The sequence below is a fragment of the Opitutia bacterium genome, assembly GCA_016217545.1.
Lineage (GTDB): Bacteria > Verrucomicrobiota > Verrucomicrobiia > Opitutales > Opitutaceae > Didemnitutus.
The window spans coordinates 923,893-945,157 of sequence record JACRHT010000012.1; the positions used below are offsets into that span (position 1 = coordinate 923,893).

Sequence of the window (21,265 nt, forward strand, 5' to 3'; positions counted from 1 at the left end):
CCCACGCCCCATGCTCACCGACCTATCGCTCGCGTTTCGGCAGTTGCGCAAGAATCCCCTCGTCTCGCTCGCAGCCGTCGTGTCGCTGGCGCTCGCCCTCGGGGCGAACACGACGCTGTTCAGCGTCTTCGAGCGGCTGGTGCTGCGTCCGCACACCTTTCGCGAACCCGAGACGCTGGTGCGGGTGTGGATCAACAACCCGGCGCGCAACCTCGTGGCGCCCGCCGTCTCCCGGGCGCGTTACGAGCAACTGCGCGAGCACAGCACGGTGTTCGCCTGCCTCGGGGCCTCGGTGTCCGGCTCGTTCGCCTTTGCGCCGGCGCACGGCGAACCGGAGCAGGTGCCCGCGTTGCAGCTGTCGCGGGAGTTTTTTCCGGCGCTCGGCGTCGAGATGGCGCGCGGGCGGAATTTCCTTCCGGAGGAGGACGTCCCCGGCGCCGCGCCGGTGGCGGTGGTGAGCCATGAATTCTGGCGGACGCGCCTCGGCGGCCGCGAGACGGTGCTCGGCGAATCGGTGTCGTTGAACGGCGTGCCGCACACCGTGATCGGCGTGTTGCCGCCGCGGCTGAGCCTGCCGTTCAGCCAGTTTTCCGTGTTCACCTCGCGCTGGTGGGAACCGAACTACCTGACGGCGGCGCAGGTGCAGGTCGGGGCGACCTACCTGCAGGTCACCGCCCGCCTGAAGCCGGGCGTCGCGCTCGAGCGGGCCAACGAGGAACTCGCCGCGTTGAGCCGGCGCTACAAGGTCGATTTCGCCACCCGGCTCGATGCCGACAGCCTGATCGACGTGCGCACGTTGACCGAGGAGCTCAGCGGCAATGTCCGGCCCACGGTGCACATGCTGCTCGCCGCCGTGGCGGCGGTGCTGCTGATCGCCATCGCCAACGTTTCGAATCTCTTCCTCGCCCGGCTCTCCACGCGGCAGAAGGAAATCGCCGTGCGACTCGCGCTGGGCGCCAGGCCGGGCGACCTCGTGCGCCAGTTCCTGGTCGAGGGCGGGCTCTTCGCCGCGCTGGCGACCGGCGGCGGCGTGCTGCTCGGCCATGTTGGGCTCCGGTTGATCGAGCAGTTCGCGGCGAATCAACTCCTGCCCAACACTCATTTCACCATCGGCGGTCCGGTGCTGCTGTTTTCCGCCGGCATCGGTGCGCTCACCGCGGTCGGCGTGGCGGCGGCGCCGGCTTGGCAAGCGACGCGCATCGGAGTGGCCGAAGTGTTGAAAGACACGGCGCGCGGTCAGCCCGGTGGCACGCGGGGCGGGCGGTTCCGCGCGGCGCTGATCGTCGCGGAGGTCGCGCTGTCGGTTGTGTTGCTCGTTGGCTCGGGGTTGTTGCTCGTGAGTTTTTTCCGCCTGCAGCAGGCGCCGGCGGGCCTGGATCCCATCGGCGTTGGCTACGCGCAGATCGGCATTCCGATCGAGCGCTACCGGACCGTCGCGCAACAGGGGGAATTCTACGAGCGCGTCGTCGAGCGATTGAAAGCGGTGCCGCAGGTGCGGTTCGCGGCGGCGGGGGTCGGCCTGCCGCTCGGCGGCATTCCGCTCGCGCCTTACACCGTGGACGGCGAGCCGATCAAGCCGCTGTCGGAGCGGTCGCTCGTTGGCTTGCAGCTCGTGATGCCGGAATTTTTTCAGGTGCTCGGGATCCCGTTGCGCGAGGGCCGGTTCTTCACGGCGCGCGACCGGGAAGGCGCGCCGGGCGTGTGCATCATCAACGAGTCGTTGGCGCGCCGGCTGTTTCCCCACAGGTCGGCGCTCGGCCGGCATCTCCGTCGCGGGCGCGATGCGGAGATCGTGAACGAGATCGTCGGCGTCGTGGGCGACGTGAGTTCCAACGGACTCGGCGTGCCGGCGCCGGACGTGATCTACTATTCGTTTTTTCAGCTCTCGCGCGCGTCGGCCCTGTTGTTCGTGCGCGTGGACGGAGAGCCGGAGAGCGCGCAGGCCTTGATTCGCACCGCAGTGCGCGAGGTCGATCGCGCGCAACCGGTGGCGTCTTTCAGCACGATGCCGAATCTCGTGGCCGCGAACACCGGCTTCCAGCGCCTCGTGGCCGGACTGACGGGGTTTTTCGCCGGTGTGGCGTTGCTTCTCACCGCGGTCGGACTCTACAGCGTGCTGGCGTATTCCGTGGGGCAGCGCACCGGTGAGATCGGCATCCGCATGGCGCTCGGCGCGGAGCGCGGCGACATTGTGCGGATGGTGCTGCGACAGGGCCTGTGGCTCGTCGGCGCGGGGCTGGTGCTCGGCATTGCCGCGGCGGCGGGCAGCGCGTGGCTCATCCGCGCGCTGCTGTTCGGCGTGGAGCCGTTCAACCCGCTGGTTTTCGCCGTGGTGGCGGTCCTGTTTCTCGGCATCGCTTTGCTCGCGTGCCTGCTGCCGGCGCGTCGCGCGGCGCGGGTCGATCCGCTCGTCGCATTGCGCACGGAGTGAGCATCGATGCGATGGCTGCGCTATTTGACGCCAGGGAGGCCGCCCGCGTAGCGGGATGGGGGCCGGCGCGTGGTGGGCCCACTGGGATTCGAACCCAGAACCAAGGGATTATGAGTCCCCTGCTCTAACCGTTGAGCTATAGGCCCGGTTGCGCGGTGCACTCCCACAGTGCGTTCCGAGTCGAAGCGAGCGAGCAATTTTCGGTTGGGGGTGGTGCGCATCTCCCCGCGTGCGGACCCGACCTGAAAATATTTTCAGACGGGCTTCAGTTTCCCTTAAAATTCAGAGACTACCTTCGCGGCGCACCTCCGGGCATTTCCGCCCGATCACCCCAAGCTCTCATGAACTCTTCGGCCGCACACCCCACGCGCTGCGTCGCGCTCGTCGCCGGTCTTCTCCTTTGCCCATCGCTCTTGCTCGCGCAGGCGGCGACGCCTGTCTCGGCAACGAGCGGCGATGCTGAAAACGTCGTCCATCTCGACGCCTACAAGGTCACCACGACGCTCGGCCGCTACACCGACGCCACCACGACGGGCGCGATGAAGATGCCGGTCGCGCAAGTCGACTTGCCGTTCAGCGTGCAGGTGCTGAACCGCGCCTTCCTCGACGACGTGCGCTCCTCGCGGCTCGAGGACGCTTTCGGCTACGTCGTGGGCCTGAACAAGCAGGGCACGAACGCCAACGCCTTCACGCTGCGCGGCTTTTCCGCGGCCGGTTCGAATCTGCAGAGCATCCAGGTCGACGGCCTCCCGGGTCCGCCGTCGCGCTTCGCCTCGCCGCCGACCGTCAACGTCGAGCGTCTCGAGGTGATCAAGGGCCCGACGTCCGTCCTCTACGGCCAGGCCAATCCCGGCGGCTTGCTCAACATCGTCACGAAATCCCCGCTCGCGCGTGCGCAGACCACGCTCTCGGTTTTCGCCAGCACCTACTCCGGCAACACCAGCAGCCTCGGCGACGCCAACAGTCTCACCACGTCCTTCGACTCCACCGGTCCGATCGACCGGGCGGGCAAGTGGCTCTATCGCATCGTCGCCAGCTACGAGGACAAGACCTCGTTCCGCGACTACGCGATGGAACGCAACAAATACCTCTACCCCTCGCTCACCTATCGCTGGAACAAGGACACCTTCGTCACCCTGAAAACCGAGTATGTCCGCGAGAATCGCCACGCGGACGACGGCCTCGCCGTGCCGTTCCTGAACGTCGCGCTGCTCCCGCCGATCAACGTCACCTATCAGGCGCCCGACGCTCGCGACACCGACTACGGCGAGTCCGCGAGCCTCAGTTTCCAGACGCGCGTGCTCGACACGTGGACGGTGCGCGCGGCGTATCGCACGACCTATCACACCGATTCCCGGCTCGCGCTCGAGACCGCCCAAGGCGCCATCGTCAGCAACACCACCAACTATCTCCTCTCGACCATCCGTCCGCGCTACCGCGTTCAGTTGAACACCAAGCGCTACAACTTCGTCGACGCGAACGCCGTCGGCGAGTTCGCCACCGGCAAGGTCAAGCACACGGTCATCCTCGGCGCGAACGGCGGACACGAGTTCCTCGACACCAATCGCAAGGCCTTCGGTCCGCAGGTCACGCCCGTCAACCTCTACGTTTCTGTTCCCGACGCGCCCGGCAACTACGCGCTCACGCCCTCCGGCTTGCAGGATCGCCGCACGCAATTCTGGAACTACGGCCTCTACGCCTCCGACGTGATGAAGCTCGGCGAGCGCTTCGACGCCTCCATCGGCTGGCGCTGGGACAAACAGGATTCCTACCAGCTCGACGTGATTCCCAACAAGGGCCTCAAGCCGTCCGAGTCGAAGAGCCTGCCCTCGCTCGGTCTCGTGTTTCATCCCACCACCGAGTGGTCGGTCTACGGCAGCTATTGCGAGGGTTTCAAACCGCAGTCGCCGGGCAACGTCGACCTCAACGACAACCCGAGCTTCCCACCCGAGACCTCCAGCCAGGTCGAAGCCGGCGTGAAACTCGAATTGCCCGCGCACGGCCTCACCGCCTCGGTCGCGCTCTACGACATCAAGAAGAAGAACGTCCTCACCACCACCGGCACCACGTCGCCGTCGGGCAACTCCATCGCGAACCTCTCCGGCCTGCAGGAAAGCCGCGGCGTCGAGGTCTCCGCCGCATGGCTGCCGAAGCCCCATTGGCAAATCCAAGTCGGCTACACTTACATCGACGCGACGGTGAAAACCTCCACGACCGCCGCCCTGGTCGACGCGCTCCTCGACAACACGCCGCATCACGGCGCGAGCTTCTGGACGCGCTACAACATCCCCGACGGCCGCCTCAAGGGCCTCGGCTTCGGTCTCGGCGGCGTCTACGCCGGCCAGCGGCAAGCCGTCATCACCAACGTAGCGACCTCGCGGCTCGAGCTGCCGAGCTACGCGCGCATCGACGCCGGCCTCTACTACCGCACGAAGCACTTCGACTACGCCCTGAACATCGGCAACGTGCTCGACCGCGCCTACATCGCCGGCGCGCTCCCGGGCGACGCGACGCGCCTCAATCCCGGCGAGCCGCGCAAGATCACCTTCAGCGCGCGCTACATTTTCTGAGCGCGCCCGCCGATCCTGCACCGCGCATCGATTTATCGCCGCCTCTCCCGCCTCCTCACCGCATGACTCCCGCCGCGCGCAAATGGTTTCTGAACTTCCACCTGTGGGCGGGCCTCGTGCTCGGCGTGCTGCTGCTGATCGTCTCGCTCACGGGCGCGCTGCTGGTTTTCCGCAGCAATCTCGAACGCCGGCTCGATCCGCATCGCTGGTTCGTCCCGCCCGGTGCCACGCGCCTCGCGCCGGAGGAACTCGTCGCGCGCGCCGTCGCCGCTCATCCCGCCGGTGAACTCGAGAGCCTGCGCTATTTCGGCGACGCCACCGCGCCGTTCCTCGTCTATTTTTCCAACAAGGACTACGTGCACCTGAACCCCTACACCGGCGAAGTGCTCGGCGTCCGCGCCCGCTATGGCGAGGGCTTCGGCTGGATCGAGGGGCTGCACAAATATTTCCAAATCGCGCCTTCCTCCGTCGGCGAAACGATCAGCGGCTACAACGCGCTCGCCTTCGTGCTCATTGTCGCCACCGGCGTCGTGCTCTGGTGGCCCGCGACGCGGCGCGCGCTCATGGCTGGCCTCACGCTCAACTGGAAACTCACCGGCCGCCCGTGGAATCTCAGCCTGCACAAGACCGTCGGCATCTACGCGGCGCTCGTGCTGGCCGTGCTCGCGCTCACCGGCTCGCCCATCTCGATCGATTGGCTGAAGAACGCGCTTTATCCGCTCACGGGGTCCACGAAAGCCACGCCGCCCCCGGCGCACGCGCCCGGCGCGAAGTCGTTCGTCGGTTTCAACCGCCTCGCCGCGGCGATGGCGGCGCAATTTCCCGCCGCGCGTGAAACCTACCTTCCGTTGCCGAAGAAAGGACTCGTCGCTGCCTACAGCATCGAGGCCGGTGCCGCGCATCCCAATGCTCGCTCCTACGCCTATTGGGACGGCGCGAGCGGGACGCTGTTGCGCGCGCAGCCTTGCGCGACGGCACCGACCGGACTGCGCGTCTACTATTTCATGATGTCGCTCCACACGGGCGTCTGGGGCGGACCGGTGATGCAGATCGTGCTGCTGCTCGGTGCGCTCTCGGTGCCGCTGCTCACTTACACCGGCGTCGCGAGCTGGCTGCGGCGCCGCTCGAACCGAGCCGCACCAGGTGTCGCTCGCGTCAATCCCGCCGCCGCGTCGAGCGCGGCTTTCCCGGAGGTTCCCCGTGTCCACTGAACCGGTGACGCGCCCGCCGCGCGCGGAAGATTCCGCCGCCACGCCCGCCAACCCGCCCGCGCGCGAGCCGTTCTGGCCGCAGGGCTGGTGGCGCTGGATGGAGCGGCGCGTCGGCGTCGTGCCGCTGCCGGTGCTCGTGGCGCTGATCGGCATCGTCGGGTATTTCGTGTGGCTCGGCAAAGTGCCGGCCGAAATGTGCATGATGATCGCGGTGATCGGCGTCGGCGGCTTCCTTTGCGCCGAGATCGGCAAGCATGTGCCGCTGCTCCGACACATCGGAGGCGCGGCGATCTGCGCGACGTTTGTGCCGTCGGCGCTGGCGTTCTACGGCATCCTGCCGAACACGCTCATGCAGCCGGTGGCGGAGTTCACGAAGTCCTCGCAATTCCTCTACGTGTTCATCACCGCCGTGATCGTCGGCAGCATCCTCGGCATGGACCGGCGCGTGTTGATCCGGGGATTCGTGAAAATCTTCGTGCCGCTCGCGGCGGGCTCGATCGCAGCGTTGATCGTCGGCACCGCGGTCGGCACGGCGCTCGGGCTCGGCGCGCGGCACACGCTGCTCTTCGTCGTCGTGCCGATCATGGCGGGCGGAGTGGGCGAGGGGGCGATCCCGCTCTCCGCCGGTTACGCGGACCTGCTGCGCGTCGACCAGGGCGAGCTGTTTGCGCAGATCCTTCCCCCCGTCATGTTCGGCAGCCTGACGGCCGTGGTCTTCTCCGGGCTGTTGAATTTCCTCGGGAAGAAATTTCCCCACCTCACCGGCGAGGGCCGCCTGCAGCCCGGCGAGCAGGATGACCTGAAGGCCGGCGAACACGAGGTGCCGGACCACATGGACATCGATCACATCGCCGCTGCCGGCATGTTCGCGGTCACGCTCTATCTCGCGGGATTGATGGGCAAGGAGGCCTTCGGTTTTCCGGCGCCGGTCACGATGCTGGTCCTCGCGGTGGCGGCGAAGCTCGCGTTTGTCGTTCCGCCGCGCACGCAGGCCGGCGCCTATGTCGTGTATCGCTTCTTCCGCATCGCGGTGACCTACCCGCTGCTCTTCGCCATCGGTGGCGTGATGACGCCGTGGGACAAGCTGATCGCCGCGTTCCACTGGGCGAATCTCGTGACGATCGTCGCGACGGTCGCGACGCTGATGACGACCGGTTGGATCGTCGGGCGCTGGGTGAAACTCTACCCGCTCGAAGCTGCGATCGTGAACGCCTGCCACAGTGGCCAAGGCGGCACGGGCGACGTTGCGATCCTCACCGCCGCGAACCGCATGCAACTGATGCCGTTCGCGCAAATCGCGACGCGCATCGGCGGCGCGATCACGGTCACGGTAACACTTCTCGCCCTCCGGGCGCTGGGCTGAGCGCGCAACTCCCTTGCCTCCGTGCGAGGCGTCTCGCAGCGTCGGGGCCGCGGTGATCACCCCTCAGCCGATGAAACTTTCCGCCGCGACGACGTTGCGCCGTTGGGCGCTCGTGCTGGTGCCGGGACTCGCGCTGTATTTCGCGCCCGTCGGGCCGTTCACGGAGCCGCAACGGCACCTGCTCGCGATTTTCGCGGCGACGATCCTCGCGCTCGTCGTGCGTCCAGTGGAGATGGGGGTCAGCGTCTTTCTCGCGACGGTGCTCCTGATCCTCACCGGCACGCTCGGGGCGGAGACGGCCCTCGCGGCATTCGGCAACACCACGGTGTGGCTCATCTTCGCGGCGTTTCTTTTTGCGCGGGCGATCCACACGACGCGGCTCGGCGCGCGTATCGCCTATTTTTTCATCAGTTGGTTCGGACGCACCTCGCTCACGCTCGGCTATTCGGTGGCGGTCTCCGATCTCGTGCTCGCGCCGGTCGTGCCATCCGACACCGCGCGCGGCGGCGGCATCATCGCGCCAATCGTCCGCAGCCTGGCCGAGGCGCTCGATTCGCGACCGGGCCCGACGGCAAATCGCATCGGCGCCTACCTGACGCTCGTCGGCTTTCATTGCACCTACACCGCTTCGGCGATGTTCCTCACTGGCATGGCGGCGAACCCGCTGATCGCGCGCCTCGCGAAGACGACCGCGGGCATCGACATGACTTGGGGGCGCTGGGCGCTGGCGGCGTCCGTGCCGGGGCTGTGCTCCTTCGCGTTGATCCCGTGGTTGCTCCATGAGCTCAGCCCGCCCGATCTGCGCGAAACGGAGCACGCGCGCGCGCATGCACGGGCGAAGCTGCACGATCTCGGACCGATGAGTCGCAGCGAACGCATGCTGGTCGGCATCATGCTGCTCGTGCTCGGCGCGTGGGTGACGGCGCCGTGGCACGGTTTGGGTAACACCACGGTGGCGCTCACCGGCGTGAGCTTGGTTTTGCTCTGTCGCGTCGTGACCTGGGACGAGTTGCTCGGCGACAAGATGGCGTGGGATGCACTGATCTGGTTCGCACCGCTGTTGATGATGGCCGAGCAACTCCAGCAACAGGGCGTCATTCGTCTGCTCTCCGCCGAGGTTTTCGCCCATCTGCACGGCTGGCCATGGGCCATGGCGCTCGGCGCGCTGGTGGTGGCCTACCTGTATGCGCACTACACGTTCGCCAGCATGACGGCGCATGTGTCGGCGCTGTATCCCGGCTTCCTCGGCGCGGCGCTTGCGGCAGGCGTGCCGCCGGCGCTGGCGGTGTGGCCGCTGGCGTTTTTCTCCAACCTGAACGCCGGCATCACGCACTACGGCACGGGCTCGGCGCCGGTGTATTTCGGCGCCGGCTACGTGCGCCAAGGCCACTGGTGGCAGCTCGGTTTCATCGTCTCGGTCGCGAACCTCGGCATCTGGCTCGGCGTCGGGCTGCCGTGGTGGCGGATGATCGGGCTGTGGTGAACCTCAGGCTCCCGCCCGTGCGCCGTCGCCCACGCGGCGCTCGAGCACGGGGAGTTCGAAGACGATGCGCAGACCGCGGCCGGATTCGCCGGCTTCGGCGCGGATCGTGCCGCCGTGCAGGCCGACGATGCTGCGGGAAATCGTCAGGCCGAGCCCGCTGCCTTTCGGCGCGGTGGGAGTCCCGTCCGGTTCGAGCCGCACAAACCGGTCGAAGATCCGTTCGCGTTGTTCCGGCGCCACGCCCGGGCCCTCGTCCTCGAGTGCGACGCGCCACGACTCGACGGTGAAGTCCGACACCAACCGGATCGCGCCGCCCGCGGGTGAAACGTTGAGCGCGTTTTGCACGAGGTTGAACAGCACCTGCCGCAGCCAGCTGGGATCGAATTCCACCAAGCCGTCGCCTTCGAGCCGCAGCGCAAAGTTCACGCCGCGGTGTTCCGCCAGCGCGCGCGCATCCTGGGCGAAGGACTGCAGAAACGCCCGCGGATCCTCGCGGCGGAAATCGAGACGCACCGCCCGCGCCTCGGCGCGCGAGAGGAAGAGCAGTTCCTCGATGATCTTGTTCAGTCGCGCGATTTCCTCGAGTTGCACCTGCACCGCTTCCTCCTGCGCGGGCGTGAGGCCGCCCTCGACCAGCAGCTTCTCCGCCTGCAGCCGGACCAGCGAGAGGGGCGTCTTCAGTTCGTGCGAGGCCTCGGCGGTGAAGCGGCGGATCTGGTTGAACGAGATTTCCAGGCGGTCGAACATTTCGTTGAGCAACCGGGCGAGATTGGCGATTTCGTCCTGCACCTCGCCCACGGGAATCCGCTCGCTGAGATTGTCGGAACGGATGCGATGGGCGGTCTCCTGGATCGCGCGCACCGGACTGAGCGCCGCGCGGCTGAGCACGAGACCGGTGATGAGACTGAGCACGAGCATCAGGCAGACGAGAATGAGGCTGATCTCGGCGTAGCCGTTCATGACCTGGCGCACCTGATCGGCCGAAGTCGCGACCAGGATGTCCATCGGCCCGAGGAAAAATTCGCCGATGCGCACGGCGCCCAGGCCTTCAAGCCGCCCGTCGAACTCGTGTTCGCCCGGCACATCCTGCAGTCGTCGCGGACCGAGGTTGGGCGAGGCGAAGAGCAGGCTTTTGTCCTTCGCGTGAATCTCGACGTAGAACAGCACCGACGCCACCTCGGCGACGCCGCGCATGCGTTCCTCGACCTCAGCGCGGGTGAGTTTGGCGTAGTCGGGGCCGAGGCTGGATTTGATTTGCTCGAACTCGGCGCGGTTGAGCGCGTCGAGGCCGCGCACGAGATGCTGTTGCAGCAGGTAGTATCCGGCGATGAAGAGCAGCACCAGCGTCGCGGTCGAAACGCTGGCATACCAGAGGGCCAGCCGCGCACCGATCGATCTCATGGCAACAGCTGATAGCCCACGCCGCGCACGGTTTTGAACAGCGGCCGCGCGGGGTCCGTGTCGAACTTCGCGCGCAGCTTGCTCATGTAGACGTCGAGCAGGTTGCCATCGATGTCGTAGTGCGCCTCCCAGATTTTCTCCGCGATGAGCGTGCGCGGCAGGAGGCGGCCGGCGTTTTGCAGGAACACCTCGAGGAGCGCGAACTCGCGCGTGGTCAGGTCGACCGGCCGGCCGTCCTGCGCGACGGTGCGCGCGAGGAGGTCCATGCGGATGTTCCGGTGTTCGAGCACAGTGTCCTTCACGGCGCTGTGCCGACGCAGCAGCGAGCGCACGCGCGCGAGGAGTTCCTCGAGCGAGAAGGGCTTCGCGAGATAATCGTCCGCCCCGACGTCGAGACCCTTGATGCGATCCTCGACGGCGTCGCGCGCGCTGAGGATGAGCACGGGCTCATTGAAGCCGCTGCGCCGCCACTCGCGCAGCAACTCCAGGCCGTCGCCATCCGGCAGGCCGAGGTCGAGGATGATGACGTCGTAACCGGTCTCGCACAGCGCATCGCGCGCGGCGGCGCAACTCGCCACCCACGTCGCGGTATAGCTTCGTTCCACGAGACTCTTCCGGATGAATTGGCCGAGCCGACGCTCGTCTTCGACGATCAGGATTTTCACGGGGTGGGGTGACGGAAAAATGAAAGCCCGCGGGGCGCAGCGTCGCGAGGGCAAACTCGATTAAGAATATTTCAGGTTTCGCGGCGCCGGCGCCACCCGGCGACTCTGGCATTGCCCGTCGACACCGGGCGATTTTGATTCGCGCGATGCGCATCGCGGTCCTCTCCGACACGCACGATCGATACCCCGCCGATCTCCCCGCCCGGCTCGCGGCGGCGGACGAGATCTGGCATCTCGGTGACGTGTGCGAGCCCGAGGTGCTGGTGGAGTTCGAGCAGCTCGGCAAACCGCTGCACGTCGTGCTCGGCAATAACGAGGCGCACAATCTCTGGCCGCTGGAGCTGACGCTCGAGCGCGCGGGCTGGCGTTTTTTTCTCACCCACATTCCGCCGCGTCGGGCGCCGCGGGGAGCGCAGTTCGTGCTGCACGGGCATACGCACGTGCCGCGCGACGAGGTCGACGCGGCCGGCGTGCGCTGGCTGAATCCCGGCTGCGTCTCCCGGCCCAATCGCGGCGCGCCGGCGAGTTTCGCGTGGCTCACCCTCGAGGCGGGCGCGCCTCCGGAGTGGAAACTGATGCGTTTGTGAGGCGGCGCGCTGGCGCGTTTCCTGCAAAACGAAGGCATGCAAATCGTCCGTTTCTCCGCCCCGCAGCTGGTCGCCCGCCTGCGGGATTTCGAAAATCTCCTCGCCGACGCCGTCGCCCACGGCGCATCGATCGGTTTCATGCTGCCGCTCGGCGACGGTGAAGCGAAGGCCTATTGGGAAAACGTGGCCGCGCAGCTGGCCGCGGAGGGCAAGGTCCTCGTCGCGGCGCTCGGTGCCGATGGCACGCTGCTCGGCAGCGGGCAGATCGCGTTCGAGTCGCGCGCCAACGGCCGGCATCGCGCGGAAATCCAGAAACTCATGGTGCTCCACGCGGCGCGCGGTCGCGGCATCGGCGCGGCGTTGATGCGCGGGCTGGAAGCCGAGGGCGTGCGCGCGGGTCGCACGTTGCTCTTCCTCGACACGAGCGTGGGCGCGAGCGGCGCGGTGCGCTTCTACGAGAAGCTCGGCTACACGCACTGCGGCGGCATTCCCGACTACGCGCGCGACCCCGACGGCACTTTCGCGACGAACGCAATCTTCTTTAAGCGAATTTAGGAGCCGCGAGTTTTCGTTGGAAAACCGGGGCGGCCGAATTTAGCTCACGGATTGTGAATAGCGGGGAGCAGGAATTTTTTCAGCTGGGCACGGCCATCGCGCCGTCGCCTGAGATCATCTATGTGCGCAGCGCGCAGGCGCGGCGCTACCGGCTGACGTTGCGGCGCGACGGTGTGGGGGTGGCGACGATTCCCTTGCGCGGCAACGAGCGCGAGGCGCAGCGGTTCGTCGAGCAGCACCGCGATTGGCTCGAGCGCGCGCGCGCCCGCCAGGCGAAACGGCCGCGCGCCGCGGAAATCTGGACCATCGGCACGCACGTGCTCTGGCGCGGCGAGATGCATCAGGTGCGTGTCGCCGTGGAGGGCGAAAAGCCGCAGGTGAGCGTGGCGGCGGATGTGTTTCGCGTCGCGTCGCTGGAAGGCGACCTGCGGCCGACGCTCGAGGCGCATTTCGCCCGACGCGCGAAGATCGAGCTGCCCGCGCGCACGTGGGAACTCGCGGCGGAGACCGGCGTCGATTTAAAGAGCGTGAGCGTGCGCAACCAGCGCGCGCGCTGGGGCTCGTGCTCGGCGGCCGGCGGCGTGTCGCTCAACTGGCGGCTCGTGCAGACGCCGGACACGGTGCGCGACTACATCATCTACCACGAGCTGATGCACCTGAAGGAAATGAACCACAGTGAGCGCTTCTGGGCGCGCGTGGAGGAGGTTTGCCCGTGGTGGAAGGACGCCGAGCGCTGGCTGAAACGGAACGGCTCGCTGCTGGGGTTGTGAGCGCGGCGCGGGTGCCGCGCCGATCGGCCGGGCGGGACGCGGAAGCGGTCAGCGCCCGTTGCCGGCGGTGAAGACCCGCTGCAATTCGGCGGCGAGCGTCTCGACCTGGAAGGGTTTTTGGACGAAGCCGGCGAGTCCCTTGCCGATGAAACGATTGATGGCGTCGACGCGGTTGTAGCCGCTCATCAGGATGACTTTCAGGTCCGGCTGGAGCTTGCGCAGCTGGAGAAACGTCTCCTCGCCGTCGATGCGCGGCATCGTGAGGTCGAGGAGCACGGCGGCGTAGCGGCCGGGGCCGGCTTCGAATTTCTCGATGCCTTCGATGCCGTCGTGCGCCGCGTCGGCTTCGAAACCGAGTGCGCGCAGGATGGAGAGGGTCACTTCGCGCACCGCCTCCTCGTCGTCGATCACGAGCACGCGTCCGCTGCCTTTCCACTCCGAGTGCGGCGGCGTCGGTGGAGCGATTGGTTGGGCTGATCCCTTGGCGGCGGGAAAGAGCAGGCGGAACGTCGTGCCGGATCCCGGTTCGCTGTCGACCTTGATGGCGCCCTTGTGTCCGCGGATGATGCCGAGGACGGCGGCGAGGCCGAGACCGCGTCCGGTGAATTTCGTGGTGAAGAACGGATCGAAGATGCGGGCGATGGTCTCGCGCGACATGCCGGTGCCCGTGTCGGTGACGGCGAGAAACACGGCCGGTCCGGGACGGAGGTCGCCGGTGAATTGCGCGGTCGCAAGATAGGCCGGATCCACCGCGAGCTTCCCGGTGGTGACGGTGATCTGGCCGGCGGCGCCCTCGAGGGCCTCGGAGGCGTTGATGACGAGATTCATGACGACCTGCCGCAGTTGCGTGGCGTCGGCGGAGACAGGCGGGAGATCGGGGGCGGCTTCGAAGCGCAGCGTGGCTTTCTTGGAAATGGAAACGGAGAGCAGCGCGAGCGACTCCTCGACGAGTTCGTTGAGGTCGAGGGTTTGGACGACGAAGCGGCCTTTGCCGGAGTAGGCGAGCATCTGCTTGCAGAGGTCGGCGGCGCGCTGCGCGGCGTGCTCGATCTGGGCGATTTGCCTGCGCGCGGTGGAATCGGCAGGCAGGTCGATGCGGGCGAGGCCGGCGTTGCCGAGGACGCCGGTGAGCAGGTTGTTGAAATCGTGCGCGATGCCGCCGGCGAGGACACCGAGACTCTCGAGCTTCTGGGTCTCGAGCAGTTTCTTGTCGAGTTGCTGGCGCTCGAGCTCGACGCGCCGGCGCTCGGTGATGTCGGTCATGCGGCCGACCATGCGGTAGACGACGCCGTCGGGCCGGCGGAGCACCGCACCGCGTTCGTCGACGAGATGATAGTTGCCGTCGCGGTGGCGCAGGCGGTATTCGGCCTGGCACGGCTCGCCGGTGTGGAGGGAATGTTCGAGACGGGCGATCGCAGCTTCGCGGTCCTCCGGGTGCAGGAGAGAGCGCCAGCCATCGATGCCGAGGCGGGAAAATTCCTCCGCGGTGCAGCCGAGGATTTGCTCGGCGGCCGCGGTGCCGAACCAGCGGACACGCTGCGCCTCGACGTCGAGATCGTAGATCAACTGACCGGTCTGCTCCATGACCAGCCGGTAGCGTTGCTCGCTTTCGCGCAACGCGTCTTCCGTCCGGCGCCGCGCGGTGATGTCGCTCATGCGGCCGAGCAGGCGGTGCGGTTTTCCGTCCGCGCCGGTCAGCACGACGCCGAAGTCCTCGACGATGCGGAACGTGCCGTCGTTGCGCTGGAACCGATACTCGGCGAGGAAGGGCTCGCGCGTGGCGAAGGAATGGCGGGACTCGGCGAGCACGCGCGCGCGGTCGTCAGGGTGGATGCGTTCCTCCCAGCCAGGGCCGTCCACGCGGGAGAATTCCTCGGCCGTGTGCCCCGTGATCTCGGCGATGGCGCGCTCGCCGAACCACTCGATGCGGCCGCTCGGGATGTCGAGGTCGTAGACGAGTTGTCCGGACTGGTCCACGACTGTGCGGTAGCGCAGCTCGCTCTCCACCAAGCCGGCCTGCGCCTGCTCGCGTGCCGCAGCCATTTCGTTGAACGCGCGCGCGGTGTCGGCGATTTCCTCGGGGCCGGCCACCGGGGCGAGGCGCTGGTGGTCGCCGGTCGCGTGGGCCCGGGCCACCTCGGCGAGCGCCGCGACGGGCCGGATCAAGGTGTGGGCGTAGAAATGGATCAACACGGCGACGGCCAGCAACACGACGGTCACAGCGACGAGAGCGAGGCGGAGTTTGCGCCAGGCGCCGGCGTAGATCTCGTCCGTGGGCACGGTGGCGACGATGAGCCAGTCGGCGATGCGGCACCGGGCCGCGTCGAAAGTGCGGCGCGTGCCGTCCTCGCTCACGAACTCGCCGACACTCGAGCCGGCGGCGAGGACGCGACGCACCTCGTCGCCGACCGGCCGGATTTGGCCGATCCGACTTTGCGGAAGATACGAGGAAAGCACCACGGTGTTGCGGGCGTCGATGACGCTGACGACGAGCGCCGAGCTGTTCGGGGCGAAGAACAGCTGTCGGGAAAGCCGCGCGAGATCGATGGGCGCGGCGAGGATCAGGTTCGGTTGCTCGCGGAGGGGATGCGCGGCGACGCAGCCCCACTGGCCGGTGGTCACGCCCTTGGCGGCGCCGCTCACGACGAAATCGCGCGTGTTCAGCACCTCCGCGATGTTGGCCATGCCGCGGTAGTTTTGCGGCGGGTTGGCGACGGGGAATGCCGAGGAAAAGCGCAGCGTGCCGCCGCGATCCAGCACGGCGACGTTGATGAATTCCGGATGCAGGCGGAGGAACTGCTCCGTTCGCTCGTGGGCGCGTGCGGAGGCGAGGTCGCTGAAGCCGACGACGCCTTCGAGTTCCTCGAGCATGAAGTGCACGTGCTCAAGGTAGTTGTTCAGCGTCTGCTCGGCCGTGACGCGCTGGGCATGCAGCCGCTGCAGTGCGGCGGCGCGGTCGTCGACGAATTTCTTCCGGATGCCGACGCCGATGAGTCCGATCAGGGGGACGGCCAGTGCCAGCGAAAGCAGGACCAATCGAAGCTTCAACGTGTCGCGCACGCCAAGCGCGCGCAGGGGGAGAAGCGGTGACTTCACGGCAGCCACGGCCTCCAGTAGGCTCGGCGCGGCTCGGCGCGGCGAGCTAATTTCCCGACTCGACGGGAGCGCAGCCTATTGGATGTCCACCAACTCGACCTCGAAAACCAGCGTGGCGCGCGCCGGGATCGGCCCCTTGCCTTGCACGCCGTAACCCAGCCACGACGGCACAATCAACGTGCGGCTTTCGCCTTTTTTCATGTGCGCGAACGCTTCGTCCCAGCCCTTGATGACCTCACCCGTGCCGACGCGGAAGGCATACGGCGCGCCGCGATCGTAGCTGCTGTCGAACTTCGTGCCGTTGATGAGCCGGCCGTCGTAGTGTGCCGAGACGGTCGCGCCGAACGACGGCGGCGATCCGGCGCCCTCGCGGCGCACGACGTAGCGCAGGCCCGAGGGAGTGACGATCGCGTCCGGGTATTTCTCTTTGATGACCGCGATGTCCTCGGGCGCCAGCTCCTGCGCCTCCTGCATCTCGCGCACGTATTTGTTGGCGGGCTTGCCCGGATTGGCGCGGCGGAAGACGCCCGTGCGCGCCTGAATTGCGATGAACGCCAGCACGCCGCCGAGGATGAGGATGAAACCGAATTTGCGCATGGAGAGGAAGGACCGGTCCGCGACCCTGCCGGTTTTCGCAACGTGAAGAAAGCGCGATTTGCCGATTATTCGGGCGAATAATCACAGGTGTTCACCGCCTCATGGTTGCGGCGGCGCGGGGTTTTGCCCTTGGGTTGGCGCTCCGCCCCCAAAAAATCCCCCCATGCAAAATTTCCGTCTGCCCAGCCGCCTCGTCGCCGAGCCGGTGAAAGGCGAAGCCATCGAACAGCGCTTCAAAATTGCCCGCAACGAATTCGGGCCCGAGTGCATCTACCGCATTCACGACCCCGCCGACGACACGACGTGGGGCTTCGTGGCGGTGGACAATCTCGTGCGCGGCCGCGGCCTCGGCGGCGTGCGCCTCGCGCCCGATGTGACGGTCGATGAGGTCTACGGCCTCGCCGCCGCGATGACGATGAAGAGCTCCGCCGCCATGCTCCCGCTCGGCGGCGCGAAGAGCGGCCTCCGCGTGGAGCCGCGCTACTTTGCCGACAAGCCCGACGAGAAACGCGCGCTGGTGGCCATGCTCGCCGAGGCGCTGTGGGGCATCCCGGAATACATCCCCGGTCCCGACATGGGCACGAACGAGACCGACATGCAGACGATCTACGAGGTCTTCGCGCAGAAGAACGGCGCGGCGAACCACGGTCGCGGCGGCGTCGGCCGTCCGCCCGCGAAGGGCGGATTCCCGCTCGACGAGTGGGCGATCACCGCGCACGGCCTCTTCGCCGCGGCCATCGCGTCGGAGAAACACATCCCGGATTTCCGCATCAAGGACTCGAGCGTGGTCATCCAGGGCTTCGGCAACGTCGGTGCGCCGATCGCCGAGAAGCTTGCCTCGCTCGGCGCGCGCATCGTCGGCGCGTCGGACATCAACGCCGGCCTCTACAACCCCGCCGGCCTCGATGTCCCGCAATTACTCGCGCTCCGCAAGACCAAGACCGGTCTCGCCGGCTACACCGGCCCGGTGAAGCATCGCTTCGACGGCGAGCATCTCGATCGCATGATGGAGATGCCGTGCACGATCCTCGTGCCCGCCGCGCGCCCGCACGCGATCCACCCGGACAACGCGCCGCACATCCACACGCGCATCGTGCTGCAGGGCGCGAACAACCCGGCCGACCTCGTCAGCGAGTATTTCCTGCAACACCGTCGCGGCATCGTGTGCCTCACGGACTTCATCGCGAACTCCGGCGGCGTGATCGCGGCGTTCATCGAAGCCAAGGCCGACGTCGACGCGGCGTTCCGCGCGCGCGTCATGGCCGAGGACGGCATCGGTCGCGCGTTCATCGAGAAGGTCGTCACGCGCATCATCACCGAGAACATCGATGAGATGTTCGCCCGCCGCGCGTCGCACCGCGCGAAGGACATCACGTGGCGCGAGATCGCGCACGAGATGGCGCGCGACCGCTTGCGCCCCGCCGCCGACGGCAAGCTGAAGATCCTGCCCGAGCTGCTCTGAGCGCCCGGTCATCCGTCCGATGAAATGCGAGGCCCGCGACAGCGCGGGCTTTTTTCATTCAGACGCGCGCTTCCGCGAGCGGCGCCATCCTGTGGCCACCAGGGCGACGGCTCCGACCAAGGCAGTCCAAGTCGCGGGTTCTGGAACAGGCGTCAATAGGTAGGCCCGCGTCTGGCTCAGCGAGCTGTTGTAGATGGTCCCGACAATCTGGCCGGCGTCGTTGATGTCGTAGGCGTTGTTGATCACCCAGCCAGTAGGGACAGTGGTGAGAGAATTCAGGTCTAGCATCTGTCCGCTGGAATAGATGAAGCCGTGATTGCCGGAAGGACTCCCCGAGTAGCCGACGATCGTGTCGGACGAGTTGATTGCGAAGGCGGCGCTGTTGTAGGTAGCGCCCAGTGCGCCGAGGTCGGTCATAGTTCCTCCGGAGTAGATATAGGCGTGATAGTGGGCGTCGCCTGCCACGTTGGAGTGGCCGAGAACCTGCCCTGCCTCGCCCACGCCGAACACGAAGGTGTTGCTGCCGCCCAAGGTTCCCAGCGAGGTCGTGGTGCCGTTGTCATAGATCACGCCGCCATAGACGCTAAGGCCGTAGGTCTGCACGCCGACTTGGCCGGCATTGTTGACCGCATTGCCGTAGCTCTGCGTGCCGCCCAAGCTGCCAAGTGCAGTCATGGTCCCGCTCAGGTAGGAGAACGCATTCGTTCCTCCCGTTACACCGGTGTAGCCGACGATAAGTCCGTTGTCATTGATGCCTTTGGCATATGAGTTACCGGTGATGGCGCCTAGGTCCGTCGTGGTTCCGCTTTGATAGACGAATCCGTGCGTGACGGTATTGCCGGCCAGAGTCGAATCTCCGACTACGACGCCGGCGTTGTTGATGCCGGTCGCATTCCCGGTGGTGCCACCCAGGGTTGCCAGACCGGTCATCACGCCGCCGGAGTAGATATACGCGCGCGATTGGCCGCTACCGTTCTTGGAAGTCCCGACGATCTGACCGGCATTGTTGATCGCAACGGCAGTGGCGTAGTTGCCGCCGAGGGTGCCGAGATCGGTGAAAGCGTAGGTCACTTGGGCGAGCAACGTGACCGGGACCGCAACGAAGAGCAGGGCGATGAGCCGAATTTTCATAGGAAGAAGAGCCTCGGTGCGTGGCCCAAGCGCGCTCGAAGCGTGCGCAACACATCCCAGCCACCCGCCATCGACAAGCCGGAACTATGCGCGATTTTTGGGAATCACTTCCCGCCGCTCGAGGTGTGGTCGGCGGCGACGCGCCAGCCTTCGGGGAGCTTCTTCACGAGCAGGGTGAACAGGCCCCACGGTTTGTCGGCGGCGCGTTGGAGCTCCCATCGGCCGAAGACGATCGCGGTGTCGGGCGCGACGACATTGATGTCGTGGTAGGTGCAAGTGAGCGTGCCCATCGTCGCCTTGTCCGGGTAACTCTTGCGGTAGCGTTCGAGCGTTTCCTTCCAGCCGTAGGTGATCGTGCCGCCCGAGGCGAAGCGGAGCTGCTCGGACTTCACGTAGTAATCCATGTAGCGCGCCACATCGCCGCTGTTCCAGCCCGCGACCTGCGCGTCGAGCATCGCGCGGATGTCGGCCGCGTCCTGCGATTCAGCGGCAACGAGCCGGCCGGCCACGCAGAATGCGCACGCGAGAAGAAATCCGAGTGCGGCGCGTTTCATTTCTTGGCGAGCAAGTCCAGCGCCGCGGCGCTCATTGCGGTGATGGCCGTCTTGATCGTCGGCTCGGGGAGCGGCGCCCAGAAGGCGCTGTGGTTCGACGGCGCGAGCTGACCTTTGGCGGTCGCGTCGGCGAGGACCTTCGGGTCGCTGCCGCCGACCCAGAAAATCGAGATCGGGATGCGCGGTTGGGTGCGGCCATATTCGGCGAAATCCTCACCGTAGGTGCCGGCCTCCGCCGTGCCGAGTTGCTCGGCGGGGAACCATTGCGCGAACACGCCGGTCAGGCGGCGCGTGAGCGCCGGGTCGTTGAACGTGAAAGGCGTCCGCGTTTGCTCGACCGTGATGACGGGCAGCAGGTCGTCCGGCACGCCGGCGGCGCGCGCGGTGTTTTCCGCGATGCGCTTGATCGAGGCGAGCAGGTGCGCGGCCACTTCGTCGCTGTAGCTGCGCAGCGTGAGCTCGAGCCGCACTTCGGCGGGGATGATGTTGCGCTTCGTGCCGCCATGGATGGCGCCGACGGTGATCACGGCGGGCGTGCCGGGCTTCAGCTCGCGGCTGACGACGGTCTGGAGCGCGAGGATGATTTCCGAGGCGAGCACGACCGGATCGCGGGTCGAGTGGGGGCGCGCGCCATGGCCGCCGATGCCGCGCACGAGGATGTCGATCGAATCGACGTTGGCGTAGCTCGGGCCTTCGAGCGTGGCGACCTGGCCGGCGGGTGAGTCGCCGCCGACGTGGAACGCGATCACGTTGTCTGGGCGCGGAAACTTGGTGAACAGGCCGTCCTTCAACATCGCGCGCGCGCCGCCGCCGATTTCCTCGGCGGGTTGAGCGAATAGCACGAGCGTGCCGGACCAGTGCGCCTTCAACGCCGCCATCGTGCGCGCGGTGCCGATGAGCGTGGTGACGTGCGTGTCGTGGCCGCAGGCGTGCATCGCCGGCTGCTCCTTGCCGGTGACGTCGGCCATCTTGACCTGGCTCGCGTAGGGCAGGCCGGTCGCCTCCTTGATCGGCAGCGCGTCCATGTCGGCACGGATGGCGAGCGTGGGACCGGCGCCGTTTTGCAGGACGGCGACCACGCCCGTGTTGCCGACGTTTTCGGTCACGGTGAAACCGGCCGCGCGCAGCTGCTTGGCGGCGATGCCTGCGGTGCGTTTCTCGACGAACGAGAGTTCCGGGTGCGTGTGCAGGTCGCGGTAGATGATTTCGAGCGAGGGATACTCGGCGTTCACCTTGGCGGCGACGGCGTCCTTGAGTTCGGGGCCGGCGAACGCGGTCAAGGGCGCGCAGAGAGCGAGCGCGAGGAGGGTGGGGCGGGGGAGCATGAGGATCGGATTTAAGGAGGGGTGACGGGCCGGTTGGGAATGCGAGCGCCGGCTGGGCGGCGCT

Annotated in this window: 16 protein-coding genes and 1 tRNA gene; 9 read left to right on the forward strand and 8 right to left on the reverse strand. The window is 67.1% G+C overall.

From position 1 onward, the window contains the following. The first annotated feature begins 10 nt into the window (after window positions 1-10). Window positions 11-2,431 carry an ABC transporter permease gene (locus tag HZA32_10875; protein MBI5424576.1) on the forward strand — a complete coding sequence of 807 codons (2,421 nt, stop codon included), beginning with the start codon at window positions 11-13 and terminating at the stop codon, window positions 2,429-2,431. A 70-nt stretch (window positions 2,432-2,501) separates the two neighbouring features. On the opposite strand, the gene HZA32_10880 is transcribed toward HZA32_10875, so the two are convergent. Then, window positions 2,502-2,577, reverse strand: a tRNA-Ile gene (locus HZA32_10880). Between the two features lie 195 nt (window positions 2,578-2,772). On the opposite strand from HZA32_10880, the gene HZA32_10885 reads away from it, so the two are divergent. From HZA32_10885 to HZA32_10900, 4 genes are all read left to right on the forward strand, one after another. Beyond that, window positions 2,773-5,001, forward strand: coding sequence for a TonB-dependent siderophore receptor (locus HZA32_10885; GenBank protein ID MBI5424577.1), 2,229 nt, complete (start codon window positions 2,773-2,775; stop codon window positions 4,999-5,001). Between the two features lie 62 nt (window positions 5,002-5,063). Beyond that, entirely contained in the window at window positions 5,064-6,212 is a 1,149-nt protein-coding gene (locus HZA32_10890) for a PepSY domain-containing protein (GenBank protein MBI5424578.1), read from the forward strand. 97 nt (window positions 6,213-6,309) lie between these two features. Further along, window positions 6,310-7,575: a 2-hydroxycarboxylate transporter family protein gene (locus tag HZA32_10895; protein ID MBI5424579.1), complete on the forward strand. Its 1,266-nt coding sequence runs from the start codon at window positions 6,310-6,312 to the stop codon at window positions 7,573-7,575. 70 nt (window positions 7,576-7,645) lie between these two features. Next, the gene (locus tag HZA32_10900) at window positions 7,646-9,058 is read left to right on the forward strand and encodes a DASS family sodium-coupled anion symporter (GenBank protein ID MBI5424580.1); all 1,413 of its coding nucleotides are present in this window, start codon (window positions 7,646-7,648) and stop codon (window positions 9,056-9,058) included. 3 nt (window positions 9,059-9,061) lie between these two features. Here the strand turns inward: HZA32_10900 and HZA32_10905 are convergent, their stop codons facing one another. Next, window positions 9,062-10,459 (reverse strand): HAMP domain-containing protein, encoded by a 1,398-nt coding sequence (locus HZA32_10905; protein ID MBI5424581.1) that lies wholly within the window; start codon window positions 10,457-10,459, stop codon window positions 9,062-9,064. After that, the gene (locus HZA32_10910; GenBank protein ID MBI5424582.1) at window positions 10,456-11,124 is read right to left on the reverse strand and encodes a response regulator transcription factor; all 669 of its coding nucleotides are present in this window, start codon (window positions 11,122-11,124) and stop codon (window positions 10,456-10,458) included. The genes HZA32_10905 and HZA32_10910 overlap by 4 nt, the downstream gene beginning before the upstream one ends. A gap of 146 nt (window positions 11,125-11,270) precedes the next feature. On the opposite strand from HZA32_10910, the gene HZA32_10915 reads away from it, so the two are divergent. From HZA32_10915 to HZA32_10925, 3 genes are read left to right on the forward strand one after another with little or no spacing between them, the layout of a single operon-like run. Then, window positions 11,271-11,711 (forward strand): metallophosphoesterase family protein, encoded by a 441-nt coding sequence (locus HZA32_10915; protein MBI5424583.1) that lies wholly within the window; start codon window positions 11,271-11,273, stop codon window positions 11,709-11,711. Between the two features lie 36 nt (window positions 11,712-11,747). Further along, a complete protein-coding gene (locus HZA32_10920) occupies window positions 11,748-12,266 on the forward strand; it encodes a GNAT family N-acetyltransferase (GenBank protein MBI5424584.1) in 519 nt (172 codons plus the stop codon). 50 nt (window positions 12,267-12,316) lie between these two features. Then, window positions 12,317-13,036: a M48 family metallopeptidase gene (locus HZA32_10925; GenBank protein ID MBI5424585.1), complete on the forward strand. Its 720-nt coding sequence runs from the start codon at window positions 12,317-12,319 to the stop codon at window positions 13,034-13,036. A gap of 48 nt (window positions 13,037-13,084) precedes the next feature. On the opposite strand, the gene HZA32_10930 is transcribed toward HZA32_10925, so the two are convergent. Then, window positions 13,085-16,132 carry a PAS domain-containing protein gene (locus HZA32_10930; GenBank protein MBI5424586.1) on the reverse strand — a complete coding sequence of 1,016 codons (3,048 nt, stop codon included), beginning with the start codon at window positions 16,130-16,132 and terminating at the stop codon, window positions 13,085-13,087. A 75-nt stretch (window positions 16,133-16,207) separates the two neighbouring features. Continuing rightward, window positions 16,208-16,729, reverse strand: a complete 522-nt coding sequence (locus HZA32_10935) for an FKBP-type peptidyl-prolyl cis-trans isomerase (GenBank protein ID MBI5424587.1) — start codon at window positions 16,727-16,729, stop codon at window positions 16,208-16,210. A gap of 163 nt (window positions 16,730-16,892) precedes the next feature. Here HZA32_10935 and HZA32_10940 point away from each other — a divergent pair, with 163 nt between their 5' ends. Next, a complete protein-coding gene (locus HZA32_10940; GenBank protein MBI5424588.1) occupies window positions 16,893-18,191 on the forward strand; it encodes a Glu/Leu/Phe/Val dehydrogenase in 1,299 nt (432 codons plus the stop codon). A 54-nt stretch (window positions 18,192-18,245) separates the two neighbouring features. On the opposite strand, the gene HZA32_10945 is transcribed toward HZA32_10940, so the two are convergent. From HZA32_10945 to HZA32_10955, 3 genes are all read right to left on the reverse strand, one after another. Beyond that, the gene (locus HZA32_10945) at window positions 18,246-19,322 is read right to left on the reverse strand and encodes a PEP-CTERM sorting domain-containing protein (GenBank protein MBI5424589.1); all 1,077 of its coding nucleotides are present in this window, start codon (window positions 19,320-19,322) and stop codon (window positions 18,246-18,248) included. A 104-nt stretch (window positions 19,323-19,426) separates the two neighbouring features. Continuing rightward, on the reverse strand, window positions 19,427-19,876 hold the full coding sequence (locus HZA32_10950) for a DUF4440 domain-containing protein (protein MBI5424590.1): 450 nt from the start codon (window positions 19,874-19,876) through the stop codon (window positions 19,427-19,429). After that, window positions 19,873-21,201, reverse strand: a complete 1,329-nt coding sequence (locus HZA32_10955) for an amidohydrolase (GenBank protein ID MBI5424591.1) — start codon at window positions 21,199-21,201, stop codon at window positions 19,873-19,875. Before HZA32_10955 ends, HZA32_10950 begins: the two co-directional genes overlap by 4 nt. Window positions 21,202-21,265: the final 64 nt, after the last annotated feature.